The following is an 18,965-nucleotide window of genomic DNA, read 5'->3' on the forward strand; positions in this document are numbered from 1 at the left end:
TTCTTTCCCCGCTCAAGCTGGGAACCAAGCATGATTGCTACAAGAATTGCACACGCAGCTGCTGTATAAATCCAAACCCTCTTATCGAACGATTTCCAGTACATAGACGGATGCTGCCTTCAGATGACATTGGACTTGACTATTGGCGAACGGCAATTCATGGACAATACTGACAACCGCATCCGGTGCGTGCACACTGTTGATCGCTTCGTAATCCTCCGCAGTCAGTTCGAGCAAACGAGCCGTCCCGGATGCGGCAAACCCGTTCAGCTGCACATCGGTTACGGTTTCCTCGAGACTCCGGTTCACAATAAATACCGTCAGCTTGTCTCCAGGCTCATTCGTACATGCGACAACATCCAGGTTAGGCAAATGCTCCATCTCCGGTGCTCCGGGCAATGGGCTCTTCACCTGAAAGCTGCCGCATTCAGCTTCACTATGAACCACATATCCCAAGTCCCGGTTTGCATACATTGCCATCACATGATAGGTCGGTGTGCCGTATACGGTCAATGACTTCCCGCTGGAGCCGGAGATTTTTCCACGGAACTGATCCGCATAATAGTCCCCTACCCGGATACAGCCGCCAAGCCAGCCGTTGACCAGGTCGGAGAAGCTGCCGATCTCCACCATGTCGCTATTTCGAATCAATTCATTCAAGTTAGCTGCATTCGCAACCGCCGCTTCGAGCGTATGCTCATTCGGAAGGCCCTTGCGGATGGTATTCGGATAGTACATTGTGTTGTACTCTGTAATGGCCACCTTCAGATGGGCATAACGCTGATCGGATGCGAACATATCCCGCAATTGCCACAGGGATTCCCTCGTCCATTCCGGATAGGAGACAATCGCCTTATAACGCTCTTCTTGCGGCGTACTGCGATTCATGCCGAATCGGTTGTACCCGTGATACAGGTGTAAAGTTAAATAATCCATATGTTCAGCGGCTTGTTCCAGCAGAGGCTTATTCCACTCCATCTTGGTATCGCCACAAGCAAGCAGCTTAATCCCGGGATCGACGGCCTTCATAGCCTTAGCAAACCGCGTATACCGCTCTGCAAACTGCTCGGCGCTGCAATGGCCGACCTGCCACGGACCCCAAACCTCGTTTCCGATCTCCCAATACTTCACGCCATATGGCTCCGCATGGCCATTAGCGGCCCTCAGCCTCCCCATGGGCGTATCGGTATCGCCATTGCAATATTCCACCCACTCGGCAGCTTCCTCCGGCGTTCCTGAGCCGTCGTTAACGCAGATGAGCGGCTCCACCTTCAGTTCGCGGCAAAACTGAATAAATTCATCCGTACCGAAATATTTGTTCGTCCATCCGCCCCATGCTTCATTGATCACACAAGGCCGTTCATACTCGGGACCGACAGCCTGCCGCCAGTGGTAGGCGCTGATATAATTCCCCGCAAGCCGCATCATGCCGGCATTCAGGTTTCTGGTCAAATCCACGACTTCCTTGCGAACATTGCCTACGCTGTCGGAAGGCAGAAGCGAAATATGATCGAGCCATAGCAGCCCCGTGGATACGTGATCGAGCCAGCGCGCATGCTCCGAAGGTACATATAACCGGAACTCCGCACGCTCGCAGTCCCTCAGGACCGGCAGACGAGCTTCGTAGTGCTTCCAATAATGACTCACCAGATCGATCCTGGCCCGCCCAAGCACTTCTCCGCTCATCTGATCCACGATCTCGGCGGCAACGTATTTGATTTCTACGGAAGCTCTAGCATAAACCGCCAAACGGTAGCCTTCCTCGTCTTTTTTGACGGCAACGGCCTGGCTGATGCCGGCGTAGCCATCATCATCGCTGTAGATGCGAACCATTTGACTGTGCCCGGAATGAAGCGTTGCAGCGGGTTCAAGAGCATAAACCGTGCTTTTCCCGTTCGTAAACGGTCTCCAGCTTCCGGAAAGTCCTCTGTACGGGCTGTCCGTGCTTTCAAAATCCATATCGGAAAGAGGATACGCCAACATCGCTTCCATATGGTCACGGATATCCTCCACAAAATGTCCGAATAGATAAGGGTTGATTTTACTTTGTCCGACCTGATTCGCATTCACCTTTATCTTAGCTGTTGATTGCGCCATGTATACTGATCTTCCTTCCGCATTAACCTTTTAATGAACCGATCATTACGCCTTTCACAAAGTGCTTCTGCACAAACGGATACATCACGAGGACCGGCAAGCTGGAAATGATGATGACGACATATTTGATGCTTTCGGCGAGCAATATTTTATTTTCCAGCCCCACATTACTATCCACGGCATCCGCCTGACTGACCATCAGCACTTCACGCAGCACGAGCTGGAGTGGGTATAATTCCTTGTTGCGAATATAAATCAAGGCATTGAAGAAGGCATTCCAGTGTCCGACCGCGTAAAATAGCACCATCACCGCCAAAATCGGCTTGGAAAGCGGCAGAATGATATGAGTCAGCAGCTTCCAGTTGGAACAGCCATCGATATGAGCCGCTTCCTGGATTTCCCATGGGATGCTCGATTGAAAATAGGTTCTCATGACAATCAAATTATAGGTAGCAATAGCTCCCGGTATGATGAGGGCCCACATCGTATTCACCATCCCCAGATTTTTCACAAGGAGATAGGTTGGAATCAAACCGCCGCTGAAAAACATCGTAAGCGTGATAAAAAACATAATGCCTCCGCGCAAGGGCAGATCCGGTCTTGACAGCGGATAGGCGGCTAATATCGTCATGAACAGATTGATCGCTGTACCGACAACCGTATAGAGTATGGTATTGGCGTATCCATTCCATATTTGCTCGTTTTCAAATACATTCTTATATGCCTCTAAAGTAATTTCCTTCGGCAGCAAATACACCTCGCCGTTCAGCACTAATGCCGGATCGCTGAAGGATGCGCTCACGATGAAAAGTAACGGGTAGAGCACCACAACTAAAATCAGAGCGGCCAATGTGTTGACGACGGCGTCGAATACGATTTCTTCCGATTTCCTTTTCTTGAGCCTTTGTTCCTTCATCACATGGACCCTCCTTACCATAAGCTAGTCTCAGCCTTTTTGCGGGCAAAACGGTTCACAAGCATTAGCAGAGCCAGGTTTACAACGGAGTTAAACAAGCCTATGGCCGCCGTGTAGCTGTATTCCCCTTTGAGAATACCTGCCGAATACACGAAGGTAGAGATGACATCACTGGATTCCAAATTCAAATTATTTTGCATTAACAAAATTTTCTCAAAGCCGACATTCATGAAATGCCCGACGTCAAGAATAAGCAGAATGACGATGACCGGCAGAATACCCGGAAGGGATACGTGCCAAATGCGCCGGAGCCGGCTGGCTCCATCCATCTTGGCCGCCTCGTACAGCTGCGGGTTGACTCCGCTTAGAGCTGCAATGTAGATTATCGATTGCCAGCCCATATTTTGCCATACGTTAGACCCTATAAAGATAGCCTTAAACCATTCGGCCGTATCCAGGAATCGAACCGGATCCCCGCCGAACGCCTGGATGATTGAATTGACGGGACCTCCCCGCGGAGATAAAAACAGCATCAGCATGCCTACCATGACCACCACGGAAATAAAATGAGGGATATACGTCACATTTTGGACGATCTTGCTATAGGTCTTGCTGCGAATTTCGTTAATCAGCAAAGCCAACAGGATCGGAATAGGAAATGCAAACAATAAGGAGTATAGGTTAATGGATATGGTATTCCACAGCAATCTCCAGAAATAGTAGGATTCGACAAACCGCTCAAAATGCTCCAAGCCCACCCATTTGCTTCCGATAATTCCTTTGGCCGGGCTGAAGTTTTTAAAGGCGATTTGCAAACCGTATAAAGGCCCATAATGGAACACAAGATACCATACGATAGGAATAAGCAGCATCAGGTAAAGATCATATCGGCCGAGCATGGCTTTCAAGAGGCTGGAGCGCCTCGATTGGGATCGAGACGCAACGCCTGCTGTACTCACTGTACTTTTCATCTGTAGCCCTCCAACCAGCATGTGGTTCTATTTTTGCTTTTTGAGGTTATCGTATGCGTCCTGGTACAGCTTTTGCAGCTCATCGATTTTCATCTTCTTCAAAGTAGCCTGGAACTCTCCCCACTTATCGAAGCTAAGAGCCCCCGCAATGAACTTCGTGCTTTGCTCCTCATAATACTTATCGATATCGTTGCGCAGCACATTGACCTTCTGGGCCGTCGCTTCGTCGAACATAGGAGCAGCATAGCGGATTTTCGGCATGTACGGATCCAGCTTCTTCTGTGCTTCCTGCACCTGCGGCGGATTGATGAAGGATGCTACCTTCTCACTGATCAGATGCGGCGCTCCGCCTCCGGCATACGGAGTAATCTTGGCTTGAGCACCATTGCTGGACGCCAGGAAGGCATCTGTATAATAAGGAATCCCATTGCGCATTTCGTAATGCTCGCCTAGACGTCCGAATCGCAGCAGGGTAGACCCTTCGTCGCCGAAGAAATAGTCGATCCATCGCATCGTCGCTTCCGGATGCTTGTTCACCGAGGTAATGGCGAATGCACCAAAGTCTCTTGGAACCGGGGCAGCGAGCTGCAGTCGGTCGCCATGCGGTCCTTTGAACGGAGCAATCCCTACATATTGATCCGCCACTTTGCCGTCCAGCATCGGATTGTTCGTCTGATCAAAGAAGAGTCCGGTATTCCCCGTGCCTTGCTTGGCTAAATACTGGGCTTCCTTCTGCGTGAACAGCTCCGTATCCAGCAGCTTTTCCGAATACAGCTTGTTCAAATAGACCAATAGCTCTTTATTCCGGTCGCTGCCCATCCAAATATTTACCTTGTCATTCTCCAGGTTAATGTTATAGCCCAGCTGAAAGTCCAATCCGAAGGATCCCGCCATGATAGGCACGATGCTCAGACCGTTCCGCGCCGTCATCGGAAGCTCGTCTTGCTTACCGTTGCCGTTAGGGTCCCTATCCCGGAACGCCTTCAGCACCTCGTACAATTCGTCCGTCGTCTCCGGCTCCTTCAAATTCAGCTTCTTTAGCCAAGCCTGATTGATCCATCGTTTATCGGTTCTGGCCGCGCCTACGGATACGATCCCCGGTATGGCATAAATATGGCCCTCCGGTGTGGTGATTGCCGAACGAATTTCAGGATAGGTTTCCATCAGCTTTTTCAGGTTCGGCGCATAGGAATCGATCAGCTTCTCGAGAGGGATTAACTGACCTCCCGCTCCGTAGCGTGTCGCTTCCAAAGGCGTCAATTGCGAACGATATAAAGCATCAGGGAGCTCATTCGATGCGAACAACAGATTCTTTTTCTCGGCAAATCCGTCTGTCGGCGCCTCGATAAATTCGACCTGAATATTACTCATCTTTTCGTATTCCTGAAACACCGGCATATCCTTGAAAGGACCGTTGGATGGTGCGATTCTTGTGAACATCTTCAGCTTTATCGGTTCTTTCACGATGGGAAAGCCGGTCTGGGCTACACCGCCTTTGGCCGCATCCGCTGCCGATTTATCCCCGTTCTCCTTACCCGGATCCGAATTACATGCAGTAAGCGTCAAACCGGTTACAACCAAAGTGGAAAGCAAAACTGTCCCCCAATTTCTCTTCATTCCCTGTTCCTCCGATCAAGATGTGATTCCCCTTAGCAGTAAGCGTTTTCTAAGGGTTGATTCTATTATAGAAAACGCTTACGGTCCGATGGTTCCAAATTTATGACTTTCCGTTCTACTTTTTTGACTGTTTTAAGCGATCCATGTATGCCTGCGGTGTCATTCCTGTGATGGTCTTAAATACTTTGTAAAAGTAAGTGTGATTCAAGAAGCCTACTTGGCTGCTAATCTGTTTCAAGGAGCCTGCACCGGATTCCATCAGCGTGCAGCTCGATGTAATACGTAAGCGGTTTAAATACTCTGTGAACGTCATTTGCATCTCCTCTTTGAACAATCTGCTCAAGTAGGATGCATTCAGATTAATGGCATTCGCTGTGGTTTCGAGCGAAATGTCGGATGCATAATGGTCCATGATGAATTGAAGAGCTTGTGATATATGACGTGAGTAGCGTCCGCCCGCATGCTGCTTTTTGGCGGCCCCGACAACGCGTGCAAATCCGTCCTTCACCCACTCCTCCAGCTCGGCGATGCTCCCGGCTCTTCCAAGCTCGCTTCGCGACGGCATAAGCTTGTTGTCTTCATAGGATGTATTAGGAAAATGTCGTTTGATCGTCATCTCAGCAAGATGAAGCATTTCACTTACCATCATTTGTACCGGCATGGAGTAGACATGCTGACCTTGTAACGCAGCAAAAATGGTTGAAACAACTTTGCTGATTCTTTCTTCATCCAGCTGCTCCAGAAAAAGCAGCAATTGCTTCTGCTCCTCCATAAACAAAGAATCACGCTTAGTGGATGTGTTCACTTCCTTGTACAGCATGTCGTTCATTTCCTGGTTGGCTTTGCGGTAGCTCAGCCCCAGCTGTTTTATATTTCCATAGATCGCCCCTATGGTGTAGATGCATTTCAGGTTAAGGAATTTGAATAAAGAATGGGCTAGACTGCTCATGGCATGATTGATTTGGGCGGTTACCGAATGCTCGCTTCGATCCTCTGAAGAAAGCAGGACAATAAACCGTCCTTCTCCGACATAAGCTACCGTCCGCTTATGAATGTCGCCAACCGCCATCTGCATCACATCCGTAGCTTGCTGCACGAGCCGGTTCTTCTGTACATCAGCGAGCGTTTCCGTCAAAAGCAAAAAAGGAACGATTTGTACCGCTGCGGTTCCATAAGTCACGGCATCCGCATAGAGCTGATTGTCCCGTGCATAAGACTGCAGCTCCTCTCCGGCGTTCGGTACATCCCTGGCTATGTTAGCTACGAACTCGCGATGAATCACGGGACTCATCCGCTCCAGCATTCTGGTTTGAGCATTGCGGGCCTCATGCTCACGTTCCTCATATTGAAGAGCTTGAGCCGCTTTATTCAGAAGCGACAAAAGAGACGCCGCGTTCAGCCGGTGCTTAAGCAAATAATCCATAGCTCCATTCATGAGACAAGTACGAACATAATCGTAATCGTCAAAGCTGCTCAGCATGATCATTTTGACTTTGGGGAATCTCTCTTTCATGATACGGCTCAATTCCACTCCATTCATGACCGGCATACTCACGTCCATGAGCACGATATGCGGTGTAAGCCGCTCCAGCATAGTAAGAGCCATCGAACCGTTAAACGCTTCACCGCATAGTGTGAACCCGTGCTTTTCCCAATCCAGCATGCTCTTCACGTCGTTGCGTGCCAAAGCCTCATCGTCTACCAATAATACTTGAAACATCCATCATTCCTCCTGCCTATTGCGCCTATGCTTCTACTAGCTGTTCCCTTCGATTTCTTGGTGTCGTTCTTCCCCCTGCAGCAATGGAAATCGGATTTGCACCATCGTATACACATCAAGCTCGCTATAGACGAACACGCCGTAAGGCTCTCCGTGCTGCCGGACGATGCGTTCATGCACATTGCGTACACCCATTCCGCTGAAGCGCGTATCGGTCTGGCCTTTTTTCTCTACAAACAAAGCGTCGATTTGCTCCTTCGACATTCCCTTGCCGTTATCTCTGACTTCGATTCTCAATTCTTTCTGCTGTTTATAGATTCGAATCAACACCAAGCCCTCATGCTCCGCGGAAGCGATTCCATGAATAATGGCATTTTCCACAATGGGCTGCAGCATTAGCTTTAACACTCTGCATCGCAGCAGCTCCTCATGTTCCATTTCAACGTTCAAATGGATAGGCTCCACATATTTGTATTTTTCAATATTGACGTAGCTGTGTACATATTGCAGCTCCTCCTGCAGCGAAAGGTATTCGTTCGTGTTCCCCAATACGCCGCGCATAAGCTCGATCAAGGATTCGGATACCTCTACAATATTAGGCACCCCGTTGAGCTTGGCCAAATACTTCACGGTATTCAGCGTGTTATATAGAAAATGGGGGCGGATTTGGGCCTGCAGTACGGCAAGCTCCGCTTCACGCTTCTCCCGCTCGGTTTTCATGATCCCTTCAAGTAGGCGCTTTAGCTCCTCTACCATCCTTTTAAATGCCTGATATAGCTGCCCAATTTCATCCTTGGTTTGAATCTCCTGCGGCGGAAGCGTCAAATTGCCTTCCATCACCCGCATCATCATCGCTCTCAGCATTCGAATATTTTTGGTCATTCTCGAGGAAACCTGCAGCGTACCGATGACAATAATAATAAACACGATAACGGCTACTTCAGCTAATACATTTCGGATCCTCACTGTTTCATTCAACAGCGATTCCATAGGAATGAGCGCGAGTGTGGACCACCCGGTATAATCCGACTTGCGGCTGATGACGAGGTACGTTTTTCGATCAATTACCCTTTCGACCGAAGCGCTCGACCCGGCCAGCTCCTGATTTAGTTTCATGATCGTTTCCTTGCCAATAGCGCTGTTCTTGGGCTGATAAATGAAATCGTTCTTCTCATCCACAACGTACAACATACTGTCAGGTGTAGGCTTCACATCATAAATCTTCTTTATCAGCTCGTCATTGAGATCAAACACGACAATACCGATGGTTTTCCGGTTGTACCTAAGCTCTCGGCCGGTCACAATGGAGCTGCTGCCCGGTTGATGAAAATAAGCTTGACCGGAACCATTTTGCAGAAAATACTGCACCATCGGTGTCCGGATTGCGCTCTTATCGAGCCAAGGGGAACCGACGAAAAACACCTTCTCGTTCAGCCCAATAACGGCTACCCGTGAAATATGCGGCTTATATGCGATCACAGCGGATAAAAACTCCTCGATTCTCTTTTGCTCCTGGAACCATTCGAAGCTTGGTTCCTCCGTATCGCTTTGCAAGGTGGCCAGCACCGTGTTATTGGTAGCGACAACCGTATTTAATCGGCCGATTTCCTCCAGGCGTAGATTTAAGGACTCATCCGCTTGACGTATGCTTTCGGTAACGGATGTAAACGCATTATTTTTAACGGTTTCTCTCATAAACAAATAAACGATACTGGTCACGGCAACGATACCGAGCAAAGTAACGAGACTAAAGGCAACAAAAATTTTCCCTTGAATGCTTACCGTAGGAGAAACCAGCTTTTTGATGGAAAAAAACTTCACGAGCGGACACCTCCATGTCTATACCTGCTTCGCCCCATATTCGGTTGGTGCCGCGCCGTAGTATCTCTTGAAGGCTCTTGAGAACGAGTAAAGCTCCGGGTACCCCGTTGACAGAGCGACTTCCGTCACGCTCAGATTGGTAGACCGCAGGAGCTTAGCGCCAAGCTCCATTCTGAGCCTATGTATGTATTGCATGGGGGATAAACCGATGATCTTGGTAAAAACCGTCGTGAAATGGGAGCGATGAACCCCGAACATCTCGGCCAAATTCTCCACTTGAAGCTTTTCCGTATAATGCTGATCGATAAATTGTTGGGCGCTTTGAACCCAAAGGGTTGTATTCGCAGCGCGGCGCCTATCGTTTTTGCTGGAGAGCTCCAGCTTGTTGAATAAGCAATACAGCTCGCTTTGTAGTAGAAACGTGTATTTCGTGGAATGAGATACTTGAGAGAGGATCCTTTGCAGTACGGATTGCGCTTCCGCCGTGAGAATGGATCTGGCGTAAGGCAAGGCCTCGCTTATTCCCATCCCTGTGAGGATATGGGGAAGCTGAGAACCGTCCATAGCCAGCCAATGAAGCCGCACCGCAGGGCTGTCTTCCGACAAGGAATAGTACGTATATGGGATATGCGGGTATAAACAATACATGTCACCGGCCTCCAGCTCCACGCCTTCCTGATCACTGTAGAGGAGCTTGATTCTTCCCTCCAATACAAAATGAAGACTATACAGCTCTATGACCTTGGGTCCAACGAAATAATGGGGCTTGGCTACGTTACGTCCGGCTCTCACAATCCATACCCCCCCTGCCTGCTGCAGAGCGGATGGCTCCATATACCAATGATCCGCATACTCGTGCTGGTATTCCTGCATGCATAACGTCCTCCTGCATCAAATTTGTTTAATGATGTATTGTAATTGAAATAAAACATGATGACAAACGAAACATGGTGTCATTCCCACGGAATTGCTTTAGTATTATTATAAATATAAACATGGAAGGAGGCAGGGTCAATTGAAAAAACCCAACATTCTGCTAATTACTAGTGACCAGCAGCACTGGAATACGATCGGAGCCTTTCATCCGGAGCTATCGACTCCGAGCCTGGATCGGCTTGTACGGGAAGGAACCACCTTCACAAGGGCCTACTGCCCCAACCCCACCTGTACTCCTACTCGCGCATCCATCGTCACAGGGATGTATCCGAGTCAGCATGGAGCATGGACGTTAGGGACAAAGCTGCTGGAGGACCGGCATACGGTCGGCGAGGACTTCATGAAAGCCGGCTATCGAACGGGGCTGGTGGGCAAGGCGCATTTTCAACCTTTGCGGGGAACGGAGGAATATCCTTCCCTGGAGTCTTATCCGATACTTCAGGATTTGGAATTTTGGCGCGACTTCGAGGGTCCCTTCTATGGCTTCGATCATGTGGAATTGGCACGCAATCACACGAATGAAGCCCACGTAGGCCAGCATTATGCGTTATGGATGGAGGAAAAGGGCTGCAGTAATTGGAGAGACTATTTCCTTGCGCCGACAGGGACAATGGATCCTTCGATACGACACAAATGGCCTATTCCGGAAGAGTTTCACTATAATACTTGGATTGCCGAGCGAACCAACGCGTTATTGGAGGAGTACCGAGAGAACGGAGAAAGCTTCTTCTTGTGGTCAAGCTTTTTCGATCCGCACCCCGATTACCTGGTACCGGAGCCGTGGGATACGATGTACGATCCCGACAAGCTGACGATCCCTCGTGTGACACCCGGGGAGCATGAGAAGAATCCCCCGCATTTCGGAATGACGCAGCTTGACAAACCGGATTTCTCCTATCTTAAGGAGAGCGGTTACGGCGTCCACGGCTATCACTCTCATACGAAGCTGCCGGAGTCGGAGCGTAAACAGATTGTCGCGACCTATTACGGCATGATCAGCTGTATGGATAAATATATCGGCCGCATTCTCGATAAGCTGGATGAGCTTGGATTAGCGGAGAATACTATCGTTGTCTTCTCAACGGATCACGGTCATTTCTTCGGACAGCACGGTCTGCAGCATAAAGGGGGCTTCCATTACGAGGATTTGATTAAAATTCCTTTTCTCGTGCGATACCCGGGCAAGGTTCCGGCCGGAGTACAGTCGGATGCGATTCAATCCTTGGTGGATTTGGCTCCCAGCTTCCTCTCGCTGTGCGGCTTGCCGATCCCGCACGGAATGACCGGAGTCGACCAAAGCGAGGTTTGGCTTGGGCAGAAAAGTCAGGCGAGAGACCACGCAATTTGTGAATTCCGCCATGAAGCGACGACCATTCATCAAAAAACTTATGTCGATCGGCGCTACAAAATAACCGTTTATTACAACCAAACGTATGGGGAATTGTTCGATTTGAAAGAGGATCCCGGTGAAATCAACAACCTTTGGGACGATCCGGCTTCGGCGGGCTTGAAAACGGAGCTGCTGCTCAAATATATTTGGGCCGAGCTTGGCAAGGAGCCTTTGCCGATGCCGCGAATCTGGCACGCTTAATTTAAGATACCGGCTTCAAGCACATACGAAAGCTGCAGCACCGTCAATTTCTGACGGACTGCAGCTTTTTCCATTCCTTAGTCGATTTTTGCCCCATAGGAGCGCAAAAACAAGATGGCCTGCTCGCGGTCCATACGGACACCCTTGACATCCAGCGATTTCAAATCAACGCCTTCCAGGACAGCCCCGCGCAAATCGGCTCCCGCCAGCTTCGTTCTTTTCAGCAAAACCCGCGTTAGGTCGCTCCCCCTCAGATCTGCCTTCTCGAGTACGGCATCCGACAGATCGGCCTCATAAAAGCGGACTTCCCGCAAATCCTGCTTGTTTAACCGGGCATGACGTAAATTCGTGTAGGACCAGTCCCCTCTCATCAACGTAATGCCGTCCAACTGGGCGGAGGAAAAATCCGACCCGGTCATTTTACAATCAGTAAATCGGGAAACGAATAAATTGGCTCCGGTAAAATTACAGTTTTCAAAGGCCGTCTCCGTATGAATCGAAGCGTTCAGAAGCGCACCTCTAAAGTCACACTCGATGAAGCGGCAGCTGGTCGTAGTCATTTCTTCCATTAGAGCGTTCGTGAAGCTGCACTGCTTGAAGACACAATGGGATAGCTCGCCAAGGCGCAGATCACGCCCGCTGAAATCCGCCCTATCGTACGTTTGGCTCTGGTACTGATACAAATGAATGCCTCCTATGATCCCCTGAAGCTCCTCAATAAGGAACGATATTGATTACTATACCATACTCCTGTCAAGAACCTGCACAAGTCAATTGATTTGTCAAGAAGATTATTTTTTCACTAAATAATCAACACTTATTGTATAATTAAATTGTTTTATTTTGCAACAGACTATTCCTGCACAGAATAAGGTGAATCGATTGAAAATTAAAGTGTTGGCAATTGCACCATACCCCGGATTGAAAGAGCTGCTGGAAACGATAGTAAAAGATGATCCACGCATCGAAATGAATATAGAAGTCGCCGATCTCCAGAACGCATTACCTATCGTTATGAGTGCCAAAGGAGACCGCTACGACGTGATCCTGAGCCGCGGGGGAACCTCTACCCTGATCCGCAGCCATGTCTCCACGCCGGTAGTGGACATTCCGGTTTCCGGCTATGATATTTTGCGCGTGCTCACGTTAGTGAAGCATTCCAACAGCCGGGTTGCTATCATCGGTTTCCCGAACATTTGCCGCGGTGTAGCGGAAGTGTCCAGTCTGCTCGATTTTGATATTCCCATCTATTCCGTAGAGCATGCCGGCGAAGTAAGAAATGCGCTGGAGCAGGCGTTCGGGCACGGTGCTCAGATCGTCCTCGGCGATGTGGTGACGGTAAACACGGCCGAAGAGATGGGCTATAACGGCATTCTTATTACATCCGGGAGAGAATCCATTATTGAAGCGTTGGCCGAGGTCAGGCGAATGTACGATGTCGTCAACAAAGCGCAAGAAAATGAACGGTTGTATGAGCTGATTCTGGGTAATCACCGGACCGGAGTGCTCGCCATCGACGATCAAGGCGAAATTCAATATGCCAACGCGGCGGCGTCCGCCTTGCTCGGCTATGACCAAAGCGTCATCCGGGGCATGAAGCTGTCCGGAATTGATCCCGCGTGGAATAAATATATCGATGAGCTGAACCGTATGGGAGCATCCGGTGAACCGGTGCCATCCAAACGCCTTCAACGGAGAGGGATGAATATTGAGATGGTCACTCCCACCGAGAAAGGTGAGCTTGGCTTCCGCTATTTAGTGTATATGTATCCCATCGAGCAGAGCGGGATGAATCCTGCACTTGCTTCCTACGAGGTCACAGAACGCATCGCAGCCTTTACCCAGGTGATGGGATCGAGCAGTGTGATTCGCAAGGCTGTGTCCCGCGCCCAGGAGCTGGCACCCGGCGATATTCCTGTTTGGATTGGAGGCGAAGCCGGTACAGGCAAAGCCTTACTGGCACAAGCGATTCATTCGGCGAGCAGCCGCCGGAATGAGCCCTTATACGTGATCCCATGCCATCAGCTGAATGAGCAGGAGCTGGATGCACTTCTGTTCGGCAATGCTTCGTACCCCGGACTTTTGGACAAGGACTTTGCGGGGACCGTCTGCCTCACCCATATAGAAGAATCGAGTCAAGAACTTCAGAACAAGCTGCTTGCGGCCATCCTTACCGGCCTCCAAGCTCGATTCATCGTCACGGCATTGATGCCCATCAAGCAATTGCTTAAAAAGGAGCTGCTGAATCCTGATTTTGCCCGCATCTTCGAGGAATCCAGCTTGTACCTTCCGCCGCTGCGGGAACGGTTGGAGGATATCGATGATATCGCCCGCGTGCTGATCGCAAATTATAATTCCCGGTTTGGGCGGCAAATCGTAGGAATTCGCCGAGATGTATTAGAAGATGAACTTATGAATAAGCTATGGCCAGGAAATATTCAACAGCTAAAGCTGGTGCTCGAGCATATGCTCTCGGTAACCGACGGCCATTACATTGGCATGGAGGAAGCCAAGAAGGGCTGGCTTCAGCTGAAGGAGACGCTCCGGACCGAGGCGGCGCAGCATACCGCGACCCTGAACCTGTCCGGGACATGGGAAGAAATTGAACAAAGAATTTTACTCACCATCCTTCAAAAGGAAGGGATGAACCAGTCGCGGACGGCACAGCGATTAGGAATCAATCGGTCCACACTATGGAGAAAACTCAAAAATGTGTTGCATTATTAAACACGTGTAGTATTGATCCTTTTATGAAAGCCGTTTTATAATAAAGATGCCGAGAAGACATCTAAACAATGTTGCATATTGCAACAATATTGGTTAAAAGCAATCTATTATTCTAGGAGGATACACCATGAGAATTAAAGCATCCATTGAGAAAATTCCCGGCGGCATGATGATTGTACCGCTCATTATCGGAGCGATCATCACCACGTTGTTCCCCAATATGGGGAAAACCTTCGGCTCCTTTACCGGAGCGCTGATGACGGGCTCATTGCCGATTTTGGCGGTGTTCTACGTGTGTATGGGATCTACGATCAATTTCAAGGCAACCCCTTATATCTTGAAAAAAGGGGGAACTCTTCTCGCCACCAAGATTGTTACGGCGATCATCGTCGGCTTTGTTGCCGCTCAATTCCTTGGCAACGGCATGATCAGCGAGGGCTTCTTCGCAGGCTTGTCCGTGCTTGCTATCGTCGCAGCGATGAACGATACCAACGGCGGGCTGTACATGGCGCTTATGGGGCAGTTCGGTAAGAAAGAGGATGTCGGCGCCTACTCCGTGATGAGCTTGGAATCAGGTCCTTTCTTCACCATGATTTCACTCGGTATTGCCGGACTTGCCGCCTTCCCTTGGCAAACCTTCGTCGGCGCCATATTGCCGCTGATTGTAGGGATGATCCTCGGCAACCTGGATAAGGACATGCGTGAGTTTCTCGGCAAAGCCGTTCCGGTACTGGTTCCGTTCTTTGCGTTCGCGCTCGGTGCAGGTCTGAATCTGCAAACCGTCTGGAAAGCAGGCTTCTTGGGCATTCTGCTTGGTGCCGGAGTCGTTCTAATAACAGGTCTTACGCTGGTGCTGACGGACCGTCTCATCGGCGGCAACGGAATTGCCGGTATTTCCGCCGCATCCACTGCAGGTAATGCTGCCGGAGTACCCGCAGCTGTAGCCGCGGCGAATGCCGCTTATGCTCCACTCGTTCCTTCCGCTACCGCATTGGTTGCTTCTTGCGTTATCGTCACCGCCATTCTTGTACCGATTGTTACCGCTTGGTATGCCAAGAAAATAGGAGTCAAAAGTCAAATCGGATAGTTGACATCGACTTGGGTTCGTCCCGGAGCATTCGTTTCCGGGACCTTTCCACGCCCTGTAAAACTAGATTTGGATGGGAGGAGTCCTATTTATGAAATATATGGCTATCATCGCCGACGACTTGACCGGAGCCTCCGACTCCGGTGTGCAGCTCGCGAGAAAAGGCCTAGCTACGCAGGTCATCTTTGATTTATCTCATTTTTCAGCCGATGGATCCGGTGTGGAGGCTGTAGTAATGGATACCGATAGCCGTTCCGTTGCGCGGGAGACGGCTTACCACCGCGTGAAGGAAGCCGCGGCCCAAGTCAAACAGCTCGGGTTCCATCATATTTACAAAAAAATGGATTCAACGCTACGAGGAAATCTGGGTATTGAAATCGACGCCGTGATGGATGAAATACCATTTGATTTTGCCGTTATTGCGCCGGCCTTTCCGAGGATTGGCCGTACGACCTTACAGGGCATTCACCACCTGAACGGTGTGCCCGTTCATCGGACGGAGATTGCGAATGATCCCAAGTGTCCTGTTTTGGAGTCGGATCTGGTGAAGCTTTTCTCCAGTCAATCGAGACGCAAGGTGGGGCTGATCCGTCTGGAAACGCTCCGTGCCGGAGCGGAAGCCTTCGCTTTCGCCATTAGGAAGCTTCTCGAGGAAAAGACGGAGCTTATCGTATTCGACGCGTCAACCGAAGATGATATGAAGCTGATTGCCGAACATCTCTCATCGAGCGGTTACCGCCTTCTGTGGGCAGGCTCCGCAGGTCTTACCGACTATTTGCCCGAAGCACTTTCTTTACCTGCAGGCTCTGTCCGTTCGGAAGCTCTCCCTGCTTCCCGTCATCCCGTACTGCTTGTAGCAGGGAGTATCTCCACAGTGACACGGGCTCAGGTCGCCGTATTCAATCAAGACGCGGCAGTGACCGGCGTCGAATTCAACACGGTCAAGGGTGTGGCTTCGGAAGACGGGGCGCAGGAGGAAATGGACCGCTGCTTTGCTGAGCTGACGGCCGTTTTATCCTCCGGCTCCGATGCCTCTCTATATGCCAGCTCTTCACCGGAGGATGTTCGATTGTCCCAAGAAGCAGGGGCTGCCCGAGGCATGACCTCCACCGACGTTTCCAACCGGATTGCTTCCCTGCTCGGTCAAGTCGCTTCCCGATTGATGCAAGAGGCCAAGCTGCAAGGTGCGATTTTGACCGGAGGAGATACGGCGAAAGCCGTTTGCAAGCAGCTGAGCGTATCCGGCATTCAACTGATACAAGAAGTGGAGCCAGGCATCCCGTTAGGGCGGCTGATCGGTGCTAATCCTCTTTTGGTGGTCACGAAAGCAGGAGCCTTTGGAAATGAAAACAGCTTATTGCATGCCAAGCATGCGCTGAAGGGAGAGCCAACCAAATGAACAAACCAATCATAGGCATTACCATGGGAGATCCGGCAGGTGTCGGACCTGAAATTATTATGAAATCGCTGAAGGATGCACAGCTATACGATAGCTGCAAGCCGTTCGTTATCGGCGATGCCGCCATCTTAGAGCGCGCAGATCAATTCGTACGCACCGGTCTGCGAATTCATAAGATCGCCTCCTTATCCGAAGCACAATTTCAACCGGGAACGGTGGATTGCTTGGATCAGGGGCTTGTAACGGCCGACCTCCCCATCGGGCAAGTGTCCGCTGAGGCGGGCCACGCGGCTTTCACTTATTTGAAGAAAGCGATCGAGCTGGCCAACGCGGGAGCAATCGACGCCATTTGCACGGCTCCGCTGAACAAAGAAGCCCTTCATAAAGGCGGACATATTTATCCCGGTCATACGGAGATTTTGGCTGAATTAACCGGTACTGAGGATTTTTCCATGATGCTGTCCGCTCCTAAGCTGAAGGTCATCCATGTAACTACGCATGTAGGCATCATTGACGCCGTACGCATGATCAATCCCGAGCGGGTCTACAAAGTTATTCGCATGGCGCACGAAACGCTCCAAAAGGCCGGATATGCCTCGCCGAGAATCGCGGTTTGCGGGATTAATCCGCATGCCGGCGAGAACGGCCTCTTCGGCTATGGCGAAGAAGAGGAGAAGGTTATTCCCGGCGTAAAGCGGGCGCAGGAAGAAGGTATTCAGGCGTTCGGCCCTCTGCCGGCCGATACGTTATTTTTCCGGGCAACACGCGGTGATTTCGATATCGTTGTCGCCATGTACCATGATCAGGGACACGGTCCTATCAAGGTCTTGGGGCTGGAGGCCGGCGTCAATATCACGGTCGGCCTGCCGATCATCCGCACCAGTGTCGACCATGGAACGGCATTTGATATTGCCGGCAAGGGAATCGCGGATGAGCAAAGCCTGAAGGAAGCTCTTAGACAAGCCATTGAGCTTGCACCAAAGCGTGAACAGTAAAATCCGGTAAGAAGGGACTCATTCTGAGCCTCCTTCTCCCCACAACTTAGATAATGTGAATAATTTCAGGATCACTTTGGAACTTTATAGAAGGTGACACTTTCACTTTACTAAGGAAGGTAAGAACAAGGATGAATACAGGCGATCTCATGCAAACACTGACCAAAGTGCAAAATTTGTTCGGCATTCCTGACGATACTAGGGAGAAAACCTCCGATTTGATCGGTCGGATGTCCAGAACGGATAACGGCGCTGCCGCGGATTACCGTTCGGAGCTGCAAAGCATTTATTCCGCCGTTGCTCAGTATGTTGACAATCAAGAAAGCAGTGAAGAAGCAATTCAAGTAAAGCAGGAGCTGGGGCACCTGGTCCATGGTTATCAAGTCACAACGTAATAACAAGGTGCTGGAGTGCAGCAATAGGAGGGCTTTTCATCGGGCCCTCCTTTCCTATCTTCACCTGAAGCCTAAATAAGCCCCTCCAGCTTCCGTTCGGAAGAGAAAGGGCTCAGCCGGCGTTCAAGGCTTGTAATAAGGCGGGACCTTCAACCAGCCCTTACGCTTTAAGAGGTCCCGAAAAGGGATCGCAAAGGCCAATTTTTTCATTTGGTATCTGGCGAACATGGCGGCAATATCCGGCCGAACGGCTTCCGTCATCCCTCGACAGGCATAGTTGATCCCCAGCACAATATTGAAGCTGAGTAAGCTCGCCACTTCCTCATCAGACAGCTTGGAGCCTTCCGGGATGCTGCGAAAATCACCAAGAGGCTTCGTATGGGAATCCTTGGGCAAAGGGATCCCTTCCGCTTGCAGGAATTGAATAAGCTCCTCTTGAATCGGTTTATGAACCGACTCAATCACCTCTTTCAGCTTCTCCTTCAGCTCGGGATCCTGAACGGTATTGTAAGAAACCTGTTCCCCTTGCATGGTCTCCTCCGTGGCACTTAAATAAAACCACAAATTCATAACTTCCCCGACATGTAACGGAGGCTTTTCGCCATCCAGAAAAGGCTTAACGGAATCCGCAATCAGCTCTAGAATATTCATTGCCTACACTACCTTTTTTATTTTTATTATGCGGTCATTTCC

At 50.1% G+C, this 18,965-nt stretch carries 15 protein-coding genes; 6 read left to right on the forward strand and 9 right to left on the reverse strand.

All coding sequences use genetic code 11. From position 1 onward, the window contains the following. Positions 1-81: 81 nt before the first annotated feature. The 7 genes from QMO62_RS28420 to QMO62_RS28450 form a co-directional block, all read right to left on the reverse strand. Positions 82-2,097, reverse strand: coding sequence for an alpha-L-arabinofuranosidase family protein (locus tag QMO62_RS28420; protein WP_284645866.1), 2,016 nt, complete (start codon positions 2,095-2,097; stop codon positions 82-84). 22 nt (positions 2,098-2,119) lie between these two features. Further along, complete coding sequence (locus QMO62_RS28425; protein WP_284645867.1) at positions 2,120-3,013, reverse strand: carbohydrate ABC transporter permease; 894 nt, start codon at positions 3,011-3,013, stop codon at positions 2,120-2,122. Positions 3,014-3,027: 14 nt separating this feature from the next. Next, positions 3,028-3,984 carry an ABC transporter permease gene (locus tag QMO62_RS28430; RefSeq protein ID WP_284645868.1) on the reverse strand — a complete coding sequence of 319 codons (957 nt, stop codon included), beginning with the start codon at positions 3,982-3,984 and terminating at the stop codon, positions 3,028-3,030. Between the two features lie 27 nt (positions 3,985-4,011). Further along, positions 4,012-5,601: an extracellular solute-binding protein gene (locus QMO62_RS28435; protein ID WP_284645869.1), complete on the reverse strand. Its 1,590-nt coding sequence runs from the start codon at positions 5,599-5,601 to the stop codon at positions 4,012-4,014. Positions 5,602-5,716: 115 nt separating this feature from the next. Then, complete coding sequence (locus QMO62_RS28440) at positions 5,717-7,321, reverse strand: response regulator transcription factor (RefSeq protein WP_284645870.1); 1,605 nt, start codon at positions 7,319-7,321, stop codon at positions 5,717-5,719. A gap of 36 nt (positions 7,322-7,357) precedes the next feature. Then, positions 7,358-9,142 carry a sensor histidine kinase gene (locus QMO62_RS28445; RefSeq protein ID WP_284645871.1) on the reverse strand — a complete coding sequence of 595 codons (1,785 nt, stop codon included), beginning with the start codon at positions 9,140-9,142 and terminating at the stop codon, positions 7,358-7,360. Positions 9,143-9,160: 18 nt separating this feature from the next. Next, positions 9,161-10,015, reverse strand: a complete 855-nt coding sequence (locus QMO62_RS28450) for a helix-turn-helix transcriptional regulator (protein WP_284645872.1) — start codon at positions 10,013-10,015, stop codon at positions 9,161-9,163. A gap of 142 nt (positions 10,016-10,157) precedes the next feature. Between QMO62_RS28450 and QMO62_RS28455 the strand changes: the two genes are divergently transcribed. After that, a complete protein-coding gene (locus QMO62_RS28455; protein WP_284645873.1) occupies positions 10,158-11,669 on the forward strand; it encodes a sulfatase family protein in 1,512 nt (503 codons plus the stop codon). Positions 11,670-11,746: 77 nt separating this feature from the next. On the opposite strand, the gene QMO62_RS28460 is transcribed toward QMO62_RS28455, so the two are convergent. Further along, positions 11,747-12,352 (reverse strand): pentapeptide repeat-containing protein, encoded by a 606-nt coding sequence (locus QMO62_RS28460; RefSeq protein WP_284645874.1) that lies wholly within the window; start codon positions 12,350-12,352, stop codon positions 11,747-11,749. A 211-nt stretch (positions 12,353-12,563) separates the two neighbouring features. On the opposite strand from QMO62_RS28460, the gene QMO62_RS28465 reads away from it, so the two are divergent. From QMO62_RS28465 to QMO62_RS28485, 5 genes are all read left to right on the forward strand, one after another. Next, the gene (locus QMO62_RS28465) at positions 12,564-14,396 is read left to right on the forward strand and encodes a sigma-54-dependent Fis family transcriptional regulator (protein ID WP_284646707.1); all 1,833 of its coding nucleotides are present in this window, start codon (positions 12,564-12,566) and stop codon (positions 14,394-14,396) included. Between the two features lie 127 nt (positions 14,397-14,523). Then, the gene (locus tag QMO62_RS28470; protein ID WP_284645875.1) at positions 14,524-15,483 is read left to right on the forward strand and encodes a 2-keto-3-deoxygluconate permease; all 960 of its coding nucleotides are present in this window, start codon (positions 14,524-14,526) and stop codon (positions 15,481-15,483) included. Positions 15,484-15,574: 91 nt separating this feature from the next. Further along, positions 15,575-16,882, forward strand: coding sequence for a four-carbon acid sugar kinase family protein (locus QMO62_RS28475; protein WP_284645876.1), 1,308 nt, complete (start codon positions 15,575-15,577; stop codon positions 16,880-16,882). Then, on the forward strand, positions 16,879-17,877 hold the full coding sequence (pdxA, locus tag QMO62_RS28480; protein ID WP_284645877.1) for a 4-hydroxythreonine-4-phosphate dehydrogenase PdxA: 999 nt from the start codon (positions 16,879-16,881) through the stop codon (positions 17,875-17,877). Before QMO62_RS28475 ends, pdxA begins: the two co-directional genes overlap by 4 nt. Positions 17,878-18,008: 131 nt before the next feature. Then, complete coding sequence (locus tag QMO62_RS28485) at positions 18,009-18,272, forward strand: hypothetical protein (protein ID WP_284645878.1); 264 nt, start codon at positions 18,009-18,011, stop codon at positions 18,270-18,272. 123 nt (positions 18,273-18,395) lie between these two features. On the opposite strand, the gene QMO62_RS28490 is transcribed toward QMO62_RS28485, so the two are convergent. Beyond that, positions 18,396-18,923, reverse strand: coding sequence for a DUF3231 family protein (locus QMO62_RS28490; RefSeq protein ID WP_284645879.1), 528 nt, complete (start codon positions 18,921-18,923; stop codon positions 18,396-18,398). Positions 18,924-18,965 lie beyond the last annotated feature (42 nt).

Origin of the sequence: Paenibacillus silviterrae, assembly GCF_030167925.1 — a bacterium.
Lineage (GTDB): Bacteria > Bacillota > Bacilli > Paenibacillales > NBRC-103111 > Paenibacillus_G > Paenibacillus_G silviterrae.

Excerpts from the sequence above, each read along its gene's own strand:
- QMO62_RS28420 (WP_284645866.1), bottom strand. The coding sequence starts at position 2,097 with ATGGCGCAATCAACAGCTAAGATAAAGGTGAATGCGAATCAGGTCGGA.
- QMO62_RS28425 (WP_284645867.1), bottom strand. The coding sequence starts at position 3,013 with ATGAAGGAACAAAGGCTCAAGAAAAGGAAATCGGAAGAAATCGTATTC.
- QMO62_RS28430 (WP_284645868.1), bottom strand. The coding sequence starts at position 3,984 with ATGAAAAGTACAGTGAGTACAGCAGGCGTTGCGTCTCGATCCCAATCG.
- QMO62_RS28435 (WP_284645869.1), bottom strand. The coding sequence starts at position 5,601 with ATGAAGAGAAATTGGGGGACAGTTTTGCTTTCCACTTTGGTTGTAACC.
- QMO62_RS28440 (WP_284645870.1), bottom strand. The coding sequence starts at position 7,321 with ATGTTTCAAGTATTATTGGTAGACGATGAGGCTTTGGCACGCAACGAC.
- QMO62_RS28450 (WP_284645872.1), bottom strand. The coding sequence starts at position 10,015 with ATGCAGGAATACCAGCACGAGTATGCGGATCATTGGTATATGGAGCCA.
- QMO62_RS28470 (WP_284645875.1), top strand. The coding sequence starts at position 14,524 with ATGAGAATTAAAGCATCCATTGAGAAAATTCCCGGCGGCATGATGATT.
- QMO62_RS28475 (WP_284645876.1), top strand. The coding sequence starts at position 15,575 with ATGAAATATATGGCTATCATCGCCGACGACTTGACCGGAGCCTCCGAC.
- pdxA (WP_284645877.1), top strand. The coding sequence starts at position 16,879 with ATGAACAAACCAATCATAGGCATTACCATGGGAGATCCGGCAGGTGTC.
- QMO62_RS28485 (WP_284645878.1), top strand. The coding sequence starts at position 18,009 with ATGAATACAGGCGATCTCATGCAAACACTGACCAAAGTGCAAAATTTG.
- QMO62_RS28490 (WP_284645879.1), bottom strand. The coding sequence starts at position 18,923 with ATGAATATTCTAGAGCTGATTGCGGATTCCGTTAAGCCTTTTCTGGAT.